At 67.1% G+C, this 18,453-nt stretch carries 22 protein-coding genes; 12 read left to right on the top strand and 10 right to left on the bottom strand.

Annotated elements, in window-relative coordinates:
• Positions 1 to 11: 11 nt before the first annotated feature.
• From groL to AC1DSA_RS23350, 5 genes are all read right to left on the bottom strand, one after another.
• Positions 12 to 1,658 (bottom strand): chaperonin GroEL, encoded by a 1,647-nt coding sequence (gene groL, locus AC1DSA_RS23370; RefSeq protein WP_477893299.1) that lies wholly within the window; start codon positions 1,656 to 1,658, stop codon positions 12 to 14.
• 50 nt (positions 1,659 to 1,708) lie between these two features.
• Positions 1,709 to 2,029, bottom strand: coding sequence for a co-chaperone GroES (gene groES / locus AC1DSA_RS23365; protein ID WP_477893298.1), 321 nt, complete (start codon positions 2,027 to 2,029; stop codon positions 1,709 to 1,711).
• Positions 2,030 to 2,240: 211 nt separating this feature from the next.
• Complete coding sequence (locus AC1DSA_RS23360) at positions 2,241 to 2,888, bottom strand: MarC family protein (protein WP_477893297.1); 648 nt, start codon at positions 2,886 to 2,888, stop codon at positions 2,241 to 2,243.
• Positions 2,888 to 3,388 carry a MaoC family dehydratase gene (locus tag AC1DSA_RS23355; protein ID WP_477893296.1) on the bottom strand — a complete coding sequence of 167 codons (501 nt, stop codon included), beginning with the start codon at positions 3,386 to 3,388 and terminating at the stop codon, positions 2,888 to 2,890. The genes AC1DSA_RS23360 and AC1DSA_RS23355 overlap by 1 nt, the downstream gene beginning before the upstream one ends.
• Positions 3,388 to 4,134: an SDR family oxidoreductase gene (locus AC1DSA_RS23350; RefSeq protein WP_477893295.1), complete on the bottom strand. Its 747-nt coding sequence runs from the start codon at positions 4,132 to 4,134 to the stop codon at positions 3,388 to 3,390. Before AC1DSA_RS23350 ends, AC1DSA_RS23355 begins: the two co-directional genes overlap by 1 nt.
• A gap of 132 nt (positions 4,135 to 4,266) precedes the next feature.
• Between AC1DSA_RS23350 and AC1DSA_RS23345 the strand changes: the two genes are divergently transcribed.
• Both AC1DSA_RS23345 and AC1DSA_RS23340 read left to right on the top strand, forming a co-directional pair.
• Positions 4,267 to 4,950, top strand: a complete 684-nt coding sequence (locus tag AC1DSA_RS23345) for a dienelactone hydrolase family protein (protein WP_477893294.1) — start codon at positions 4,267 to 4,269, stop codon at positions 4,948 to 4,950.
• Positions 4,950 to 5,825, top strand: coding sequence for an amidohydrolase family protein (locus AC1DSA_RS23340; protein ID WP_477893293.1), 876 nt, complete (start codon positions 4,950 to 4,952; stop codon positions 5,823 to 5,825). Before AC1DSA_RS23345 ends, AC1DSA_RS23340 begins: the two co-directional genes overlap by 1 nt.
• A gap of 4 nt (positions 5,826 to 5,829) precedes the next feature.
• Here AC1DSA_RS23340 and AC1DSA_RS23335 read toward each other — a convergent pair whose 3' ends face one another.
• Entirely contained in the window at positions 5,830 to 6,483 is a 654-nt protein-coding gene (locus AC1DSA_RS23335; protein WP_477893292.1) for a hypothetical protein, read from the bottom strand.
• 64 nt (positions 6,484 to 6,547) lie between these two features.
• Between AC1DSA_RS23335 and AC1DSA_RS23330 the strand changes: the two genes are divergently transcribed.
• The gene (locus tag AC1DSA_RS23330; protein ID WP_477893291.1) at positions 6,548 to 7,201 is read left to right on the top strand and encodes a glutathione S-transferase family protein; all 654 of its coding nucleotides are present in this window, start codon (positions 6,548 to 6,550) and stop codon (positions 7,199 to 7,201) included.
• Here AC1DSA_RS23330 and AC1DSA_RS23325 read toward each other — a convergent pair.
• The 4 genes from AC1DSA_RS23325 to hemB form a co-directional block, all read right to left on the bottom strand.
• Positions 7,184 to 7,912 carry a DUF72 domain-containing protein gene (locus AC1DSA_RS23325; RefSeq protein WP_477893290.1) on the bottom strand — a complete coding sequence of 243 codons (729 nt, stop codon included), beginning with the start codon at positions 7,910 to 7,912 and terminating at the stop codon, positions 7,184 to 7,186. The two genes, AC1DSA_RS23330 and AC1DSA_RS23325, sit on opposite strands and share 18 nt — an antisense overlap.
• Complete coding sequence (locus AC1DSA_RS23320) at positions 7,909 to 8,505, bottom strand: DUF1003 domain-containing protein (protein WP_477893289.1); 597 nt, start codon at positions 8,503 to 8,505, stop codon at positions 7,909 to 7,911. Before AC1DSA_RS23320 ends, AC1DSA_RS23325 begins: the two co-directional genes overlap by 4 nt.
• A 1-nt stretch (position 8,506) precedes the next feature.
• Positions 8,507 to 9,610 carry a magnesium transporter CorA family protein gene (locus tag AC1DSA_RS23315; RefSeq protein WP_477893288.1) on the bottom strand — a complete coding sequence of 368 codons (1,104 nt, stop codon included), beginning with the start codon at positions 9,608 to 9,610 and terminating at the stop codon, positions 8,507 to 8,509.
• 92 nt (positions 9,611 to 9,702) lie between these two features.
• Positions 9,703 to 10,704: a porphobilinogen synthase gene (hemB, locus tag AC1DSA_RS23310; RefSeq protein WP_477893287.1), complete on the bottom strand. Its 1,002-nt coding sequence runs from the start codon at positions 10,702 to 10,704 to the stop codon at positions 9,703 to 9,705.
• A gap of 255 nt (positions 10,705 to 10,959) precedes the next feature.
• On the opposite strand from hemB, the gene AC1DSA_RS23305 reads away from it, so the two are divergent.
• The 9 genes from AC1DSA_RS23305 to AC1DSA_RS23265 form a co-directional block, all read left to right on the top strand.
• On the top strand, positions 10,960 to 11,382 hold the full coding sequence (locus tag AC1DSA_RS23305) for a CopD family protein (RefSeq protein ID WP_477893286.1): 423 nt from the start codon (positions 10,960 to 10,962) through the stop codon (positions 11,380 to 11,382).
• 1 nt (position 11,383) lies between these two features.
• Positions 11,384 to 12,514: a VanZ family protein gene (locus AC1DSA_RS23300; RefSeq protein WP_477893285.1), complete on the top strand. Its 1,131-nt coding sequence runs from the start codon at positions 11,384 to 11,386 to the stop codon at positions 12,512 to 12,514.
• Complete coding sequence (locus AC1DSA_RS23295; RefSeq protein ID WP_477893284.1) at positions 12,511 to 12,849, top strand: (2Fe-2S) ferredoxin domain-containing protein; 339 nt, start codon at positions 12,511 to 12,513, stop codon at positions 12,847 to 12,849. Before AC1DSA_RS23300 ends, AC1DSA_RS23295 begins: the two co-directional genes overlap by 4 nt.
• A gap of 64 nt (positions 12,850 to 12,913) precedes the next feature.
• The gene (locus AC1DSA_RS23290) at positions 12,914 to 13,543 is read left to right on the top strand and encodes an alpha/beta hydrolase (protein ID WP_477893283.1); all 630 of its coding nucleotides are present in this window, start codon (positions 12,914 to 12,916) and stop codon (positions 13,541 to 13,543) included.
• A complete protein-coding gene (locus AC1DSA_RS23285) occupies positions 13,540 to 14,700 on the top strand; it encodes a D-alanyl-D-alanine carboxypeptidase family protein (RefSeq protein ID WP_477893282.1) in 1,161 nt (386 codons plus the stop codon). The genes AC1DSA_RS23290 and AC1DSA_RS23285 overlap by 4 nt, the downstream gene beginning before the upstream one ends.
• Before the next feature lie 147 nt (positions 14,701 to 14,847).
• Positions 14,848 to 15,225: a 30S ribosomal protein S12 gene (rpsL, locus tag AC1DSA_RS23280; RefSeq protein ID WP_017759704.1), complete on the top strand. Its 378-nt coding sequence runs from the start codon at positions 14,848 to 14,850 to the stop codon at positions 15,223 to 15,225.
• A gap of 151 nt (positions 15,226 to 15,376) precedes the next feature.
• A complete protein-coding gene (rpsG, locus tag AC1DSA_RS23275) occupies positions 15,377 to 15,850 on the top strand; it encodes a 30S ribosomal protein S7 (RefSeq protein WP_201674570.1) in 474 nt (157 codons plus the stop codon).
• A gap of 69 nt (positions 15,851 to 15,919) precedes the next feature.
• Complete coding sequence (gene fusA, locus AC1DSA_RS23270; protein WP_477893281.1) at positions 15,920 to 18,022, top strand: elongation factor G; 2,103 nt, start codon at positions 15,920 to 15,922, stop codon at positions 18,020 to 18,022.
• 147 nt (positions 18,023 to 18,169) lie between these two features.
• On the top strand, positions 18,170 to 18,453 hold a 284-nt coding region (locus AC1DSA_RS23265), incomplete at its 3' end, for a GTP-binding protein (protein ID WP_477893280.1).

Raw genomic sequence — 18,453 nt, 5'->3', positions numbered from 1 at the left:
TCCGGCGGACCTTACATGTCCATGCCGCCCATGCCGCCCATGCCACCCATGCCGCCGCCGCCCATGGAAGGAGCTTCTTCCTTCGGCGCTTCGGCAACCATGGCTTCCGTCGTCAGCATCAGCGACGCCACGGAGGCGGCGTTCTGCAGCGCCGTGCGGGTCACCTTGGTCGGGTCCAGGATGCCCATCTCGATCATGTCGCCGTAGGTGTCGTTGGCGGCGTTGAAGCCGTAGTTGCCCTTGCCGTTCAGCACGGCATTGACCACCACGGACGGCTCGCCACCGGCGTTGGCCACGATCTCGCGCAGGGGCGACTCGACCGCCTTGAGCACCAGCTTGATGCCGGCTTCCTGGTCGGGGTTGTCACCCTTGATCGTGCCAGCGGATTGGCGGGCACGCAGCAGGGCGACGCCGCCGCCGGCCACGATGCCTTCTTCCACGGCAGCGCGGGTGGCGTGCAGCGCGTCTTCCACGCGCGCCTTCTTTTCCTTCATTTCCACTTCGGTGGCGGCACCGACCTTGATCACCGCAACGCCGCCGGCCAGCTTGGCCACGCGCTCTTGCAGCTTCTCGCGGTCGTAGTCGCTGGTGGCTTCCTCGATCTGGACGCGGATCTGCTTGACGCGCGCTTCGATGTCGCCAGCGGCGCCGGAGCCGTCGATGATGGTGGTGTTTTCCTTGCCCACTTCGATGCGCTTGGCCTGGCCCAGGTCGGCCAGCGTCACCTTCTCGAGCGTCAGGCCCACTTCTTCAGCGATGACCTTGCCGCCGGTCAGGATGGCGATGTCTTCCAGCATGGCCTTGCGGCGGTCGCCGAAGCCAGGCGCCTTGACGGCCACGACCTTCAGGATGCCGCGGATGGTGTTGACCACCAGGGTCGCCAGCGCTTCGCCTTCGACTTCTTCCGCGATGATCAGCAGCGGGCGCGAAGCCTTGGCCACCTGCTCCAGGACGGGCAGCAGGTCACGGATACTGGACACCTTCTTGTCGTACAGCAGCACGAAGGGGTTGTCGAGCAGCGCGGACTGCTTTTCCGGGTTGTTGATGAAGTAGGGCGACAGGTAGCCGCGGTCGAACTGCATGCCTTCGACGATGTCGAGTTCGTTTTCCAGGCTCTTGCCGTCTTCGACCGTGATCACGCCTTCCTTGCCGACCTTGTCCATCGCCTTGGCGATGATGTCGCCGATGGAAGCGTCGGAGTTCGCGGAGATCGAGCCGACCTGGGCGATTTCCTTGGAGGTCGTCGTCGCCTTGGAGGCCTTCTTCAGTTGCTCCGTCAGGGCCAGCACGGCCTTGTCGATGCCACGCTTGAGGTCCATCGGGTTCATGCCGGCGGCCACGTACTTCATGCCTTCGCGCACGATGGACTGGGCCAGCACGGTGGCGGTGGTGGTGCCGTCACCGGCGATGTCGCTGGTCTTGGAAGCGACTTCCTTGACCATCTGCGCGCCCATGTTCTGCAGCTTGTCCTTGAGCTCGATTTCCTTGGCCACGGACACGCCGTCCTTGGTCACGGTGGGGGCGCCGAAGGAGCGCTCGAGCACCACGTTGCGGCCCTTGGGGCCCAGGGTCACCTTGACCGCGTTGGCCAGGATGTTCACGCCTTCGACCATGCGGTGGCGCGCGTCAGCGCCGAAAACCACGTCTTTAGCAGCCATTGTTCTTTACCTCGGTGAGATGAATAGGATGTCGGGAACGGCGGCCTGGATCAGGCGACCTTCTTCAGGCCGGCGGCGGGAGCGCCCTCGACCACGGCGAACAGGTCGTCTTCCTTCATGACCAGCAACTCGTCGCCGTCAACCTTGACGGTCTGGCCCGAGTACTTGCCGAACAGGACACGGTCGCCCACGGCGACGTTCAGTGCGATGGTTTCGCCCTTGTCGTTCTTGCGGCCGGGGCCGACGGCCAGGACTTCACCCTGGTCCGGCTTTTCGGCGGCGTTGTCCGGGATCACGATGCCGGACGCCGTCTTGGTTTCTTGTTCCAGGCGCTTGACGATCACGCGATCGTGCAGAGGACGAAGTTTCATTGCATCTCCTTGAATGGAAGCATGGGGGTGGTGAAAGGGCGCCAATGAAAGTTAGCGCTCATTAACTCGCGTGGAGGAGGGCTCAGCTCACGCTGTTAGCACTCAACTCCAACGAGTGCTAATGATAAGGGATGTTCTGTCGGTTTCAAGCGGGGCGGTGCGTAGTCGAAGGCCTACGCCCCGATTTCCACGCTTTTCGCGGTCGCCAGGGCTAGTTGACCAAGGCGCTGCGGCCGAGGATGGGGAACAGCTTGCCAAGGCCGCTGGCCATCACCTCGACTGCCAGGGCCGCCAGGATCAGGCCCATCAGGCGGGTCATCACGTTGATGCCGGTGCGGCCCAGCACCCGCGCGATCGGATGCGCCAGCGAGAAGCACAGGGCGGTGACCAGGCCGATGACCACGCCGTAGCCGAGCAGCGTGACCAGCTGCCAGACGGTTTTCGCGCGCTCCGCGTAGATCACCACGGCCGACATCGTGGCGGGACCGGTGAGCAGGGGAATCGTCAGCGGCACCACCGCGATGCTGGCCCCCATCGCGGCCTTGGCGGCGCCATCGCTCATCTCATTGCTGGCGGGCTTCACTTCCGCCGGCTTGGCATTGAGCATGTTCAGTGCGCTGATGAGCAGCAGCATGCCGCCGCCCACCTGGAAGCTGGCCAGCGAGATGCCGAAGAATTCCAGGATGCCGACGCCCAGCAGCGCACTGGCCGCGATCACGACGAAGGCGGTGAAGGACGACACCCAGATCGTGCGGCGCTGGTGCTCGGGCGCGAGCCCCTCGGTGTAGTGGATGAAGAAAGGGACGATCGCCAGCGGGTTGACGATGGCCAGCAAGGTGATCAGCGGCTTGAATTCCATCAGCCTGCCGCGCGTTCCGCGTCGATGGCGGCAAGCTCTTGCGGCGTGGCCGGGTGGCGGCGACCGAAGAAGCCGTAGCCGTCCATCTCCAGCACCTTGTCGCCGTCCTGGTTGAACAGTTCCCAGCGTGATCGCACCATGCCCACGGCGGGCCGCTTGCGCAGGGCGCGCGACTCCAGCGTCGTGTGGCGCAGCGAGAGCTGATCGCCGGGAAACACCGGCTTGAGCCACTTGAGGCTCTCCAGCCCGGGCGAACCGAGACTGGCCGAATCCTTCAGCAGGTGGTCGACCGTCAGCCGCATCGCCAGGGCGCAGGTCTGCCAGCCGCTGGCGCACAGGCCGCCGAACAGCGAGCGGCGACCGGCCTCCTCGTCCACGTGGAAAGGCTGCGGGTCGTAGCGGCCGGCGAACTCCTTGATCTCCTCGGCACTCACGGAGGTGGTGCCGAGTTCACGCACCGAGCCGGGCTGCAGGTCTTCCCAGTAGAGGGTGATGGCCATCAGCGCCCTCCCGAGACATCCAGCAGCGACATGGTGGTGTAGCTGGCCTCGGGCGACAGCAGCCAGACGATCGCCTCCGCCACCTCTTGGGCGCTGCCGCCGCGCTGCATCGGCACCAGGTGCGCCAGGTCGCGCACGCGGTTGGGCAGTCCGCCCGATGCATGGATCTCGGTCTCGATCAGCCCCGGCCGCACGGCGTTCACGCGGATGCCCTCGGCCGCGACCTCCTTGGCCAGGCCGATGGTGAAGGTGTCGATGGCTCCCTTGGACGCGGCGTAGTCCACATACTGGCCGGGAGCGCCCAGCCGCGCCGCGGCGCTCGACACGTTGACGATGGCGCCGCCGCGCCCGCCGTGCCGCGTGCTCATGCGCCTGACCGCTTCGCGCGCGCAAAGGATGCTGCCGATCACGTTGATGTCGAACATGCGCTTGAGCCGTTGCAGGTCCATCTCGTCCACGCGGGCGGCGCGGTCGACGATGCCGGCGTTGTTCACCAGCGCCGTGATCCGACCGAGCCTGCCGTCCACTTCCGCGAACAGGGCCAGTACCTGCGCCTCGTCGGCCACGTCGCCCTGCACCGCCTCGGCGCGGCCGCCGGCGGCGCGGATGGTGCGCACCACTTCCTGCGCAGCGGCTTCGCCGCGGGCGTAGTTGACCGCCACGGCGTAACCCTTGCGGGCGGCCAGCACCGCCGTCGCCGCGCCGATGCCGCGGCTGCCGCCGGTCACCAACAGAACCTCGTCCACGTCGCTCTCCACGGCCGCGCTGCCTGCGGCGAGCCGCCATTAGACCAAAAGCGATCCGGATTGACGCGGGCGGGGCGGATGGGGGAAGCTCGGCCCTCCCCGCATTCCGACCACCAATCAGGAGACCGTCACATGGGCCAATTCACAGACCTCCAGGCCGCCGATGGCCAGGCCATCCCTGCCTACGTCGCCCAGCCCAAAGGGACAGCCAAGGGCGGCATCGTCGTGATCCAGGAGATCTTCGGCGTCAACGCGCACATCCGCGCGGTGGCCGATGGCTACGCCGAACAGGGCTATCTGGCGGTGGCGCCGGCCATCTTCCACCGCGTGAAGCCCAACGTGGAACTGGGCTACGAAGCCGACGACATGGCCGCCGGCATGGCGCTGAAGACGGCGACCGAGGCGCTGCCGTCGCCGGGCGCGATGCAGGACATCCAGGCCGCGATCCGGCACGCATTGCAAGCGGGCAAGGTGGGCATCGTCGGCTACTGCTACGGCGGCCTGCTGACCTGGCGCGCTGCCTGCACCCTCAGCGGCCTCAGCGCGGCCGTCCCGTATTACGGCGGCGGCGTGACGACGCCGGACGAAATCGCGCGCAAGCCCAAGTGCCCGGTGCTCGCGAACTTCGGCGACCAGGACCACTGGATCTCGCTGGAAAGCGTGGAGGCCTTCAAGAAGGCGCATCCCGAGGTCGAGGTGCACGTCTACCACGCCAACCACGGCTTCAACTGCGACCACCGGGCTTCCTACAACGCCGACGCCGCGAAGCTCGCGCGCGAGCGCGCACTGGCCTTCTTCGCCAAGCACGTCGGCTGATGCGCGGCCTGCTCGCCCTGGTCGCATGCCTCGCCACGGCGGCGACGGCCGCGGACTACGGCGGGCCGCTGTTCGACGCCCACCTGCACTACAACGAGGAGGCGTCCAACGGCAGAGAGGGGCCGCACCCGCTGCCCGACGTGCTCGCGCGCATGCAGCGCAACGGCGTGCGCGCGATCATCGCCAACTCGCGGCCGAACGAGGGCACGAAGTCGCTGGCCCAGGCGCCGGAGACCCGCCAGGCCGGGGTCACCGTCGTGCCGTTCGTGCGCCTGTACCGCAACCGCGCGGACTACACCAGCTGGTTCCGCGACGAGAGCATCCACGAGATGGTGCAGGCGGAACTGGCGCGGGGCACGGCCGCCGGCCCCTACCGCGGCCTGGGCGAATTCCACCTCTACGAATCGGCCAACGCCAACGGAGCGGTGGCGCGCAAGCTGATGGCGCTGGCCGAAGAGAAGGACCTGGCGGTGCTCGCGCACGTGGACGATGCGGCCATCGACCTGCTGATGGCCCACACGCCGTCGAAGGGCGCGAAGCTGCGCCTGATCTGGGCGCATACCGGCATCGGCGGCGCCCCGGTGGCGCGGGTGGACCAGCTGCTGGCGCGCTATCCGCGCCTCATGGGCGAGCTCTCGTACCGTCCGGGGCTGACCTGCGAAGACGGCAAGCTTTGCCCGGAATGGCGGCAGCTGCTGCTGAAATACCCGACGCGTTTTCTCATCGGCTCCGACACGTGGATCAACCAGCGTTGGCAGTCCTACGACGACACCATGAAGGGCTACCGCACCTGGCTCGGGGACCTGCCGGCCGACGTCGGCCGCCGCATCGCCTGGGACAACGGCGCCGCCCTGTTCGGCCTGAAGCAACCTTGAATTCTCAGAAGCGGTAGCGCAGCCCCGCCGCCACGAAGTTCGAGCCCACGCCCGAGGGCGCGATCGTCCCGTAGGCCCCCGAACGGTGGTGGACGCGCGTCACCAGCGCGACCTGCGGCAACGAATCCCAGCTCCACTCCGCCTCCAGCAGGATCAGCAGCTGGGTGCGGTAGCGGCGTTCAGGGTCGCCGGCCGGGCCGTCCTCGTAGCTGGGCGTGCCGAAGGCGTGCGACAGGCCCGCGCCGCCGGCCGCGTTGACGCGCAGGTGCCCGAGGGCGAGATCGGGCGAGCGCAGCAGGTACGCGGCGCCCAGTTCGAAGTTGTCCTGCAGGCCGTGGTGCTGCACCAGCACCACCTCGTAGCCGTGCCGGACGTTCTCCACGAAGCTGCCGCGCAGCGCCTCGACGCTGCCGCCGAGGGTGCCCCACACCTTGCCCAGTCCCAGGCTGACGAAATAGGAAGACTCCCTGTGCAGGTCGCCCCGCAGCACCGCCCCCGGCAGTTCGCGCAGGTTGAGGTCCACGCCCTGGCCGGCGTACAGCGCCACGCTGTCGAAGATGCGCGCAGGAGGTTCGGCGGCGGCTTGGGCGGCGGCGGATCCGGTCGCGGCCGCCAGGAGAAGGGGGAACAGGCTCGAAGGAATCGGGCCTCTGCGCATCGGCGGTCCTGTCATTGTTGTGTGCGGTTAGTGTAGTGTCACGGCCGCGGCGAGGAGGCTGCCCATGTCCATCCAACTTCACTACCACCCGAGCAGCGCGGCGATGATTCCGCACATCGTGCTGGAGGAACTCGGCGTCGCCTACGAACGGGTGCTGGTCGACCGCTCGCAGAACCGGCACAAGGAGCCGGCTTACCTGAAGCTCAATCCGAACGGGCTGATCCCGGTGCTCACCGACGGCGACCTCGTGCTGTACGAGACCGCGGCGATCCTGCTCCACCTGTGCGACACGCACCCGCAAGCGAAGCTCGCGCCCGACCTGGGAACCGCCGCGAGGGCGCACTTCTACAAGTGGCTCATGTGGTGCACGAACACGCTGCAGTCCACGCTGATCGTCTACTTCTATCCCGAGCGTTGGGTGGAGGACGGCAATGCAGAGGGTGCGGCGCAGGTGAAGGCACGCGCACAGGCGAAGATCTCCGGACTGCTCGACCAGCTCGATGCGCTGCTCGCGGGCCACGGCGGACCCTGGATCCTGGGCCGGGAGTTCAGCGCACTGGATGCGTACGTGTTCACCCTGGGCCGTTGGACGCGCAACTTCCAGGGCCGCAAGGCCAGGGACCTCGCCCACCTGGGTCCGTACCTGCAGCGCATGAGCGAGCGCCCGGCCGTGCAGCGCGTGTTCGCTGCCGAGCAGCTTTCAGCGCCGTACTTCTAGCAGCCGCTGCAGCTGCAGCGCATCGCCGGCGGCGGCGCCCGACGCCGTGTTGTCGAACATGCACCAGACCTCCGCGCCATCGGCCTGCGCCTGCAGCAGGCGGTCGGCCAGGGCCTGCAGCAGCGTGGTTTCGTACGACGAGTAGTACATCCGGGGCGATCCGTGCAGGCGCAGGTACACGCGCCCTGGCCAGCCGCCAGGCCAGCGGCCGGCCTCGTGGCGAACGGGATCGGCCAGCACTCGCGCGACCTCGTGCGCGCGAAGCAGCGCGTCCGCCTCCGGGCTGAACCAGCTCGCATGGCGCGGCTCCAGTGCCAGCCCGTCTGCGAACCGGTCGCGCACCAAGGCCAGGAAGGTCCCGGCCAGGCGCGCGTCGAATTCGAAGCTGGGGGGCAGCTGCACCAGCAGGCAGGCGAGCCGCGGGCCGAGGCCGCCGGCCTGCGCCAGGAACTCATCGAGCGGTGCTTCGCAGCCGGCCAGGCGCCGCTCGTGGGTGATCGTCTTCGGCAGCTTCGCGCAGAAGCGGAAATCCCTCGGGACCGCCGCCGCCCATTTCTCGTACAGGGCTCGTCGGTGCGGGCGATGGAAGGAGGAGTTGATCTCGGTCGCGGGAAAGCGGGTGGCGTAGCGCGCGAGATGGCTGTCGCCCGCGCCGAACGCCTGCTGGACCGCGCGCGGCAGGCTCCAGCCGGCGCAGCCGACCAGGATCACTTGCGGTCCTTGTGGTTCTCCTTGCCGATCGGGGACTGGCCGGTCTGCTCGCGGAAGGCGTCCTCGATCTGGCGCGCGAGCGTCTCCGGCCGCGTGGCCTGCTCCAGCACCTGGATCTCGGGATCGTCCTCCTCGTAGAGGCCCATCTTCCGGGCCATTCGGTCCAGCAGCTGCAGCATCTTGGTGTTTTCCTGTTCCGCCAGCAGGTTGATCTGCAGGTCCAGCTGGTTGCGCCGCTCGGTGATGCGCATCTCGTAGTTCTGGGAGATCAGGATGAACGACGACAGGAAGATCGCCTCCAGCGACACGCACAGGGTGAGGAAGGTGAACGGGTACGGGTCGAAGTGCGGCAGCCTGGGCAGCACGTTCCAGCCGATCCACGCTGCGAACCCGACGACGTGGAGCCACACGAAGACGATGCTGCCGCAGAACTTCGCCACGAATTCCGCCACGCGGTCCGCGACCGTGCGCTGGGCGACGGCGAGCTCCTCCAGCTTGCGCATCGCCTGCACGTTCTCGCGCGTGACGTCGGCGCCGCTGCGCGCCTTGCGGTAGTTCGAATGCGCATGCCCCGCGTTGTTGCCGGTGACCATCTCAGTGCCCGCCGCGCGCCAGGTAGCGCTTGCGCCAGAAGACGATCCCGAGCACGACCGCGATGAAGCCCATCGCCCCCAGCGTCCACCAGAATCCCGCGGCCTGGTGAATCAGCGGCAGCAGCTCGAAATTCATGCCGAAGATGCCCGCGATCAGGTTCAGCGGCAGGAAGATGGCGGTGAGCGCCGTCAGCGTGCGCATGATGTCGTTGGTGCGGTTGCCGACGGCGGAAAAATGGATCTGCACCGCGGTCTCGGCGCTCTGCTCCATGCGGTGCACGTGGTGGGTGACACGCTGGATGTGCTCCACCACGTCGCGCGCGCGGGCCAGCAGGCCGTCGCGCTCCTGCTGCGTCATCCAGGGCGGCGGCTGCTCGCGCTGCGCATCCAGCCACTCCTGCATGGCATCGTTCTGCTCTTCGCACAGGTCCTGCAACATGTGCAGCGCATTGCGCGCCGTCATCAGCGCGCCCCAGTCGGCGTCGCTGTGCTGCCTCGGCGCGAGCAATGTCTGCTGCCAGTGGTCCAGCTCGGTGCTGAGCACCTTGCGCAGCTCCAGATAGCTGTCGACCATGAGGTTCAACATGCGCAGCATCAGGTCCGCGGCACTGGCCGGCAGGCGGCTGCGGGCGGAGGCGCTGAGCCGTTCGTTCTGGACCGCGTCCTGCAGGTAGCGATCGATGAAAGTGCGGGCCGCGAAGCACCCGGCCGGGTGCACCGTGACGAGCAGCCGGTCGAACACCACGAAACCGACCGGGCGGGTGCGGATGTGGCTGAAGCTCGCGAGCGCGGCGTCCTTGGCCAGGTGCGCCTCGCCCAGCTCCGCGCGCACTTCCGCTTCCGTGGCGAGGCGGCGGAAGATCACCAGGTCGTACACCGAGGTGTAGTCGTAGTGCGAAGGATGCGATCGGTTGCCCAGGTCCTTGACGTGCAGGTCGAGCAGCGGCGAGCCGCCGAGCGTGGTGGCCGCCCGCTGCAGCACCGGCAGGTCCTGCTCCAGGTGCTCGCGTTCGAGGTAGATCCAGATGAAGCCGCCTTCGGGAGCGCGCTGCGGGAGGTGGTCCAGGAAGCGCAGCGTGCCGGCACCAAATTCGACGATCTGCACGCTCAGGCTCCGGTGCGCCGCTGGACGGCTGCGACGCCTTCCAGGGGAGCCAGGTGGGGGGGCTTCAGCGCGGCGGGGCTCAATGCCTTGCCTCAGGCGCGCGACATGCGCGCGGCGTCCAGCGCGAAATACGTCAGCACGCCGTCGGCGCCGGCCCGCTTGAACGCCAGCAGGCTTTCCATCATCACCAGGTCGTGGTCCAGCCAGCCGTTGGCCGCGGCCGCTTTCAGCATCGCGTATTCCCCCGAGACCTGGTAGGCGAAGGTGGGCACGCGGAATTCGTCCTTCACCCGGCGCACGATGTCCAGGTAAGGCATGCCCGGCTTGACCATCACCATGTCCGCGCCTTCGGCCAGGTCCATCGCCACTTCGCGCAGGGCCTCGTCCGTGTTGCCCGGGTCCATCTGGTAGACCTTCTTGTTGCTCTTGCCCAGGTTGGACGACGAACCGACGGCATCGCGGAACGGCCCGTAGAAGGCGCTCGCGTACTTGGCGCTGTACGCCATGATCCGCGTGTGGATGTGCCGCCCTGCCTCGAGGGCGCTGCGGATCGCGCCGATGCGGCCGTCCATCATGTCGGAAGGCGCGACGATGTCCACGCCGGCCTGCGCCTGGGTCAGGGCCTGCTTCACCAGCACTTCGACGGTCTCGTCGTTGAGGATGTAGCCGGTCTCGTCGAGCAGGCCGTCCTGGCCGTGGCTGGTGAAGGGGTCGAGGGCGACGTCGGTCATCACGCCGAGTTCCGGGAATTCCTTCTTCAGCCCCTGCACCACGCGGGGAACCAGACCTTCGGGGTTCCAGGCTTCGCGGCCGTCGGGCGTCTTCAGCTTCGCTTCGATGACGGGAAACAGGGCGAGCGCCGGCACGCCGAGTTTCATGCACTGTTCCGCGACCGGCAGCAGCAGGTCCAGGCTCAGACGCTCGACGCCCGGCATCGATGCGACCGACTGCCGCTGCTTCTGTCCGTCCAGGACGAACACCGGGTAGATCAGGTCGTTGGGAGTGACGGCATGTTCGCGCACCAGGTTGCGCGTGAACGCGTCCCGCCGCAGCCGGCGTGGGCGCCCTTGGGGGTAAGGGGCGTAGAAGGTCATGGCGAAAATTGTGCCCCATCGCCGAGCGCCCACGTCAGGGAACTTAAGACTTTATGCTTGAAAGCCCAGCCGCGCGCTGCTAAATTAGCCGTGGGCAGCTTGCTGCCCCCCGCTTTTCCTCCCTGAGCGGGCGCCTTGATGTGTGACAGCAAAAAGGCTTCCGACCCCGGCTCGCAGGAGCTGGGGCTTTTTTTTGGCCGCGGCGCCGAGGGGGAGCCCACAACCCGAGCCCGCCCCGGTCCGTACACTCCGCGCATGCTCTGGATCAAGGCTTTCCATATCGTGTTCGTGGCCAGCTGGTTCGCGGGCCTGTTCTACCTTCCGCGGATCTTCGTGAATATCGCGATGGTGCCGGCGGGATCGGTGGCCGAGCGCGAGCGGTTGGTCCTGATGGCGCGCAAGCTGCTGCGCTTCATGACGCTGATCGCCGTCCCCGCGCTCGCCCTCGGGCTCTGGCTCTGGCTGGGTTACGGCATCGGCCGCGGCGCCGGCTGGATGCACGCCAAGCTGCTGGTCGTGGTGCTCATCGTCGGGTACCACCATGCGTGCGCACGGATCCTGCGCAAGCTCGCCGATGGCGGCAGCCAACGCAGCCACCAGTGGTTCCGCTGGTTCAACGAGTTGCCCGTGCTGTTCCTGGTCGCCGCGGCGATCCTCGTGGTGGTCAAGCCCTTCTGACATGCACAAGACGTCGGCGTGGCCGCTGTCGGGTGCCTATGTCGGGCTGATCGTCTACGCCAGCCTGTACCCTTTCACGGGCTGGCGCGACCAGGAAATCCCGCCATGGGACTTCCTGTTCGCGGGCTGGCCGAGGTACTGGACCGGCTTCGACCTGATGGCGAACGTGCTGGGTTACGTGCCGCTGGGATTCCTGCTGGCGCTCAGTTTCATGCGGCGCGGCAACGTGCGCTACTTTGCCTCGCATCCCAACCTGGCCGCCATCCTCGTCGCGGGCCTCGCCGGCACGACGCTGTCGCTGTGCATGGAGGCCCTGCAGAACTACCTGCCGTCCCGCGTCGCCTCCAACGTGGACTTCGCGCTGAACGCGGCGGGGGCGATCATCGGCGCCGTGGTCGCCACCGGCCTGGAGCTGGGCGGCGCGATCGACCGCTGGAGCCGCTTTCGCGAGCGCTGGTTCATCCCGCAGGCGCGCGGCGCGCTGGTGCTGCTGGCACTCTGGCCGTTCGCCTTGCTGTTCCCGGCGGCGGTGCCGCTGGGCCTCGGCCAGGTGATGGAACGCCTCGAGAGCGCGATCGCCGAATGGCTGCAGGAAACCCCCTTCCTCGAGTGGCTGCCGGTGCGCGACGTGGAGTTGCAGCCGCTGGTGCCGGCCGCGGAGCTGCTGTGCGTGGCCCTGGGCGCCTTCATTCCCTGCCTGCTCGGCTACACGATCCTGCGCTCGGTCGGAAAGCGTGCGGCGTTCGCGGTGGGGGTGGTGGCGCTGGGTACCGCGGTCACGGCGTTGTCCGCGGCGCTCAGCTGGGGTCCCGCGCACGCCTGGGCCTGGCTGAGCCTGCCGGTGCGCCTGGGGCTGCTGTTCGGGCTGCTGCTGGCGTTGCTGATGCTCGCGATCCCGCGCCGCGGCTGCGCGGCGATGCTGCTGCTGGCGCTGGTGGTCCACCTGAGCGTGTTGAACCAGGCGCCGGCCAGCGCCTATTTCGCCGACACGCTGCAGGCGTGGGAGCAGGGGCGGTTCATCCGCTTCAACGGGATCGTCCAGTGGCTGGGATGGCTCTGGCCTTATGTGGTGCTGGTGTATGTGCTGGTGCGGGTCTCCCAGCCGGAGCGGACTCCTACAATTCCGGCATGACCGCGCCGTCCCCGTACTACCGCCACCACATCTTCTTCTGCCTGAACAAGCGGGACAACGGCGAGGCCTGCTGCGCCGACCACGATGCGCAGGCCGCGTTCGACCGCTGCAAGGCGCAGGTCAAGTCGCAGGGGCTGGCGGGTCCCGGCAAGGTGCGCGTGAACAAGTCGGGTTGCCTGGATCGCTGTGCGGCCGGGCCGGTCGCGGTCGTCTACCCGGAGGGCGTCTGGTACACCTACGTGGACGAGAAGGACATCGACGAGATCGTCGAGTCGCACCTGAAGGACGGCAAGGTGGTGGAGCGCCTGCTCACGCCGCCGCACCTCGGCCGATGAGCGCCGAGGGGTTGCCGGAAGGCGCTCCCGTCCTCCTCTCGTCGAGCCTGGAGGAGAGGGCCGCATGAACGCACAGACCGAGCGACTTTCGCTGGCAGGACCCGCCGGCCGCGTGCAGGCGTTGCGCGACCAGCCGGAGGGCACGCCGCACGGCGTCGCGGTGATCGCGCATCCGCACCCGCTGTTCGGCGGCACGATGGACAACAAGGTGGTGCAGACGCTGGCGCGGGCCTTCGTGCAATGCGGCTGGACCGCGGTGCGCTTCAACTTCCGTGGCGTCGGAAGCAGCGAAGGCGTCCACGACGAAGGCCGCGGCGAGGCGGTGGACCTGCAGGCCGTGGTGCGGGAAGTCGCCCCGGCGGGGCCGATCGCGTTGGCGGGCTTTTCGTTCGGTGCGTTCGTGACCGCACAGGCGCTGCAGGCCCTGTGGGCCGAGCGGGACGTTCGCGCCCTGGTGCTGGTGGGCACCGCCGCTTCGCGCTTCCAGGTGCCGGCGCTGCCGCCGGAGAGCCACGACCGCACGCTCGTCATCCACGGCGAGAAAGACGAGACCGTGCCCCTGGCGGCGGCCCTGGACTGGGCGCGACCCCAGTCACTCCCCGTTACGGTGGTTCCGGGGGTCGAGCATTTCTTCCACGGACAATTGCCCCTCCTCAAAAACCTGGTGCTCCGCCACCTGCGCTCGCTCGCATGAGAACCCGATGGATGCAGGCGCTGGTCGCGCCTTGGCTGGCCTTTTTCTGCCTGTTCGCCGCGGCGCAGGTTCCCCAGCCGCCCGAGGTGGCCGCCCGCAGCTACCTGCTGATGGACGTGACGGCCAACCAAGTCCTCGCCTCCCGCGAGATCGACGCGCCGGTGGAGCCGGCGTCCCTCACCAAGCTGATGTCGGCCTACATCGTCTTCGACGCCCTGCGGGCCCGGAAGATCAGCCTGCAGCAGACCCTGTCGGTCAGCCAGCGTGCCTGGAAGATGCCGGGCTCGCGCATGTTCATCGACCCCAAGATGCAGGTGCCGGTGGAGGACCTCATCAAGGGGATGATCGTCCAGTCCGGAAACGACGCGACCATGGCGCTGGCGGAGGGCGTGGGGGGCACGTCGGAGCACTTCGTGGAACTCATGAACCAGCAGGCCAAGGTCCTGGGCATGAAAAACACCAGCTACAAGAACCCGGAAGGGCTGACGGCGCCGGGCCACACCACCACGGCGCGCGACCTGGGCATCCTGGCAAGCCGCCTGATCCAGGACTTCCCGGAGTACGTCGGCTACTACAAGCTGCAGAAATTCCGCTACCAGGGCACGCCGACGGCCAACGACACCAACCGCAACCTGCTGCTGTTCCGCGACCCGACGGTGGACGGCCTCAAGACGGGGCACACCGCGGCGGCCGGCTACTGCATGGTCGCCACGGCCAGGCGCGACTTTCCCAACCTTCCCGGCCGCCGGCTGGTGGCGATCGTGCTGGGAGCCAACAGCGAGGTGGCCCGCGCCAACGAGGCGCAGAAACTGCTGAACTGGGGCTACACGGCCTACGAAGGCCTGAGGCTCTTCGACGCCAACCAGCCGGTGCTGGAGCCGCAGGTCTGGAAGGGCGCCGAAAAGACCGTCAAGCTCGGCCAGACCCAGCCGATCGTGCTGGCGGTGCCGGCCGGCACCGCCTCCCGGATCAAGACCCAGGTGGTGCGGCCGGACCCGCTGGTGGCGCCCTTCACCAAGGGCCAGCAGGTCGGCACGCTCAAGATCACGGCGGGCGACCAGCTGCTGCGCGAGGTGCCGCTGGTGGCGCTGCAGCCCGTGGAGCAGGCCGGCATCTTCGGCCGTGCCTGGGACGCCATCCGGCTCTGGATCAAGTGACAGGCGTCCGACCGAGCCCCGCCGCTTGAGGGTTTTCCCCCGCCGGGATATACTCGCGGGCTTTCCCGCAATTTGGGGCGGGTGAGCCTTTTCCGTTTGCCGCAACCGCGGCAGCCAGTTTCACGAACGTTTAGGGACGTTTTCTCAATGCCAACCATCAACCAGCTCGTGCGTCAGGGGCGGGAGGTCGAAAAGACCAAATCCAAGAGCCCCGCGATGCAGAACAGCCCCCAGCGCCGGGGCGTGTGCACCCGTGTGTACACCACGACGCCGAAGAAGCCGAACTCGGCCCTGCGCAAGGTCGCCAAGGTGCGCCTGACCAACGGGTTCGAAGTCATCTCCTACATCGGCGGCGAAGGCCACAACCTCCAGGAACACTCCGTGGTCCTGGTGCGCGGCGGCCGCGTGAAGGACCTGCCCGGTGTGCGTTACCACATCGTCCGCGGATCGCTTGACCTGCAAGGCGTCAAGGATCGCAAGCAGTCCCGTTCCAAGTACGGCGCCAAGCGCCCGAAGAAGGCCTGAGAAGCCGGTCCTGGTTTGTCGGTGCTCGTTCGGCCCTGGCAGGCTGAACCAGCGTAGTGACCCACTGTCGGGTCGAGTAAGTGGGATGTCCTGATGGCTCCCGCGGCCGGTCGCAAGACCCGGCCAACTGAAGCAAAGTGAGAGGTTTGAAATGCCACGTCGTCGCGAAGTCCCTAAGCGTGAAATCCTGCCGGATCCCAAGTACGGCAATGTCGAGCTCGCCAAGTTCATGAACGTCATCATGCAAGGCGGCAAGAAGGCGGTCGCCGAGCGCATCGTCTACGGTGCCCTCGAGCAGATCGAGAAGAAGAACCCGGGCCGTGACCCGCTGGAAGCGTTCACGATGGCCATCGCCAACGTGAAGCCCATGGTCGAAGTGAAGTCCCGCCGCGTCGGCGGCGCCAACTACCAGGTGCCGGTCGAAGTGCGCCCGGTCCGCCGCCTCGCCCTGTCGATGCGCTGGATCAAGGAAGCCGCCAAGAAGCGCGGCGAGAAGTCCATGGCCCTGCGCCTGGCCAACGAACTCATGGAAGCCACGGAAGGCCGCGGCGGCGCCATGAAGAAGCGCGACGAAGTGCACCGCATGGCCGAGGCCAACAAGGCCTTCAGCCACTTCCGCTTCTAAAGTCCGTCCCCATCTACCGGTACGGGCCCGCCACGAGCGGGCCTGTGCCCTTTGACAGAAAGACTCATCATGGCCCGCAAAACGCCTATCGAGCGCTACCGCAACATCGGTATCTCGGCGCACATCGACGCCGGCAAGACGACGACGACCGAGCGCATCCTGTTCTACACGGGTGTGAACCACAAGATCGGCGAAGTGCACGACGGCGCCGCCACCATGGACTGGATGGAGCAGGAGCAGGAACGCGGCATCACGATCACGTCCGCCGCCACCACCTGCTTCTGGAAGGGCATGGACATGTCCTTCCCCGAGCACCGCATCAACATCATCGACACCCCCGGCCACGTGGACTTCACCATCGAGGTGGAGCGTTCCATGCGCGTGCTGGACGGCGCCTGCATGGTGTACTGCGCCGTGGGCGGCGTGCAGCCCCAGTCGGAAACCGTCTGGCGCCAGGCCAACAAGTACCGGGTGCCCCGCCTCGCGTTCGTCAACAAGATGGACCGCACCGGCGCCAACTTCTTCAAGGTCTATGACCAGATGAAGGTCCGCCTGAAGGCCAACCCCGTGCCCATCGTGATCCCGATCGGCGCCGAGGAGAAATTCACCGGCGTGGTCGACCTGCGCAAGATGAAGGCCATCTACTGGGACGAAGCCTCCCAGGGCATGAAGTTCAACTTCGCCGACATTCCGGCGGAACTGCTCGAGCAGGCCAAGGAATGGCGCGAGAAGATGGTGGAAGCTGCGGCCGAAGCCAACGAAGAGCTGATGAACAAGTACCTCGAAGAGGGCGACCTCACCGAGGAAGAGATCACGCTGGGCCTGCGCACGCGCACCATCGCCGGCGAGATCCAGCCGATGCTGTGCGGCACCGCCTTCAAGAACAAGGGCGTGCAGCGCATGCTCGACGCCGTCATCGAGCTGATGCCGTCGCCGGTGGACATCCCCCCGGTGAAGGGCACGGACGAGGACGAGCAGCCCGTCACCCGCAAGGCCGACGACAACGAGAAGTTCTCGGCGCTGGCGTTCAAGCTGATGACCGACCCGTTCGTGGGCCAGCTCACCTTCGTGCGCGTGTACTCGGGCGTGCTGTCCAAGGGCGACAGCGTGTACAACCCGATCCGCGGCAAGAAAGAGCGGATCGGCCGGATCGTGCAGATGCACGCCAACAACCGCATGGAAGTCGACGAAATCCGCGCCGGCGACATCGCCGCCTGCGTGGGCTTGAAAGACGTCACGACCGGCGAAACGCTGTGCGACCCGTCTTCGATCGTCATGCTCGAGCGCATGGTGTTCCCGGAGCCGGTGATTGCGCAGGCCGTCGAGCCGAAGACCAAGGTCGACCAGGAAAAGATGGGCATCGCCCTGAACCGCCTGGCCGCCGAAGACCCGTCCTTCCGCGTCCGCACCGACGAGGAATCGGGCCAGACCATCATCGCCGGCATGGGCGAGCTGCACCTGGAAATCATCGTCGACCGCATGAAGCGGGAATTCGGCGTTGAAGCCAACGTGGGCAAGCCGCAGGTCGCTTACCGCGAAACCATCCGCCGCACCGTCGAAGACGCGGAAGGCAAGTTCGTGCGCCAGTCGGGCGGCAAGGGCCAGTACGGCCACGTCGTGCTCAAGCTCGAGCCGAACGAGGCGGGCAAGGGCATCCAGTTCGTCGACGCCATCAAGGGCGGCGTGGTTCCGCGCGAATTCATTCCCGCGGTGGAAAAGGGCATCAACGAAGCCGTGACGCAGGGCGTGCTGGCTGGTTACCCGGTGGTGGACGTGAAGGTCACGCTGCACTTCGGTTCCTACCACGACGTCGACTCGAACGAACTGGCGTTCAAGATGGCCGCCATCTTCGGTTTCAAGGAAGGCGCCAAGAAGGCCCAGCCGGTGATCCTCGAGCCGATGATGTCGGTGGAAGTCGAGACCCCGGAAGACTACGCCGGCAACGTGATGGGCGACCTGTCGTCCCGCCGCGGCATGGTGCAGGGCATGGACGACATGCCCGGCGGCGGCAAGGTCATCAAGGCCGAGGTCCCGCTGGCTGAAATGTTCGGCTACTCGACGACCCTGCGCTCGATGTCGCAAGGCCGCGCTACCTACACGATGGAGTTCAAGCACTACAGCGAAGCTCCGAAGAACGTCGCCGAGACGATCATCGCGGCCCGCTCGAAGTAAACGCAGAGCGACGGGGTGGCCGGTGCCGCCTCGTTCTCGTTCCTGTCTGCGATCCGACGCTCCCCCGCTGCCCGTGGCGGGGGAACCAGCAGCCGGATGCAGACGTAAAACCCAACACGGGCATTGCTCTTTATCGGAGATTTCTCAATGGCAAAAGGTAAGTTCGAGCGCACGAAGCCGCACGTCAACGTGGGCACCATCGGCCACGTGGACCATGGCAAGACGACGCTGACGGCGGCGATCACCACGGTGCTGTCGGCCAAGTTCGGCGGCGAAGCCAAGGCGTACGACCAGATCGACGCGGCGCCGGAAGAAAAGGCGCGCGGCATCACGATCAACACCGCGCACGTGGAGTACGAGACCAAGGCGCGCCACTACGCGCACGTGGACTGCCCCGGCCACGCCGACTACGTGAAGAACATGATCACCGG

Source organism: Ramlibacter sp. P4_H7 (assembly GCF_056400765.1).
Note: the sequence above shows the minus strand (reverse complement) of the source record. Positions and strands in the feature narration are given on the sequence as shown.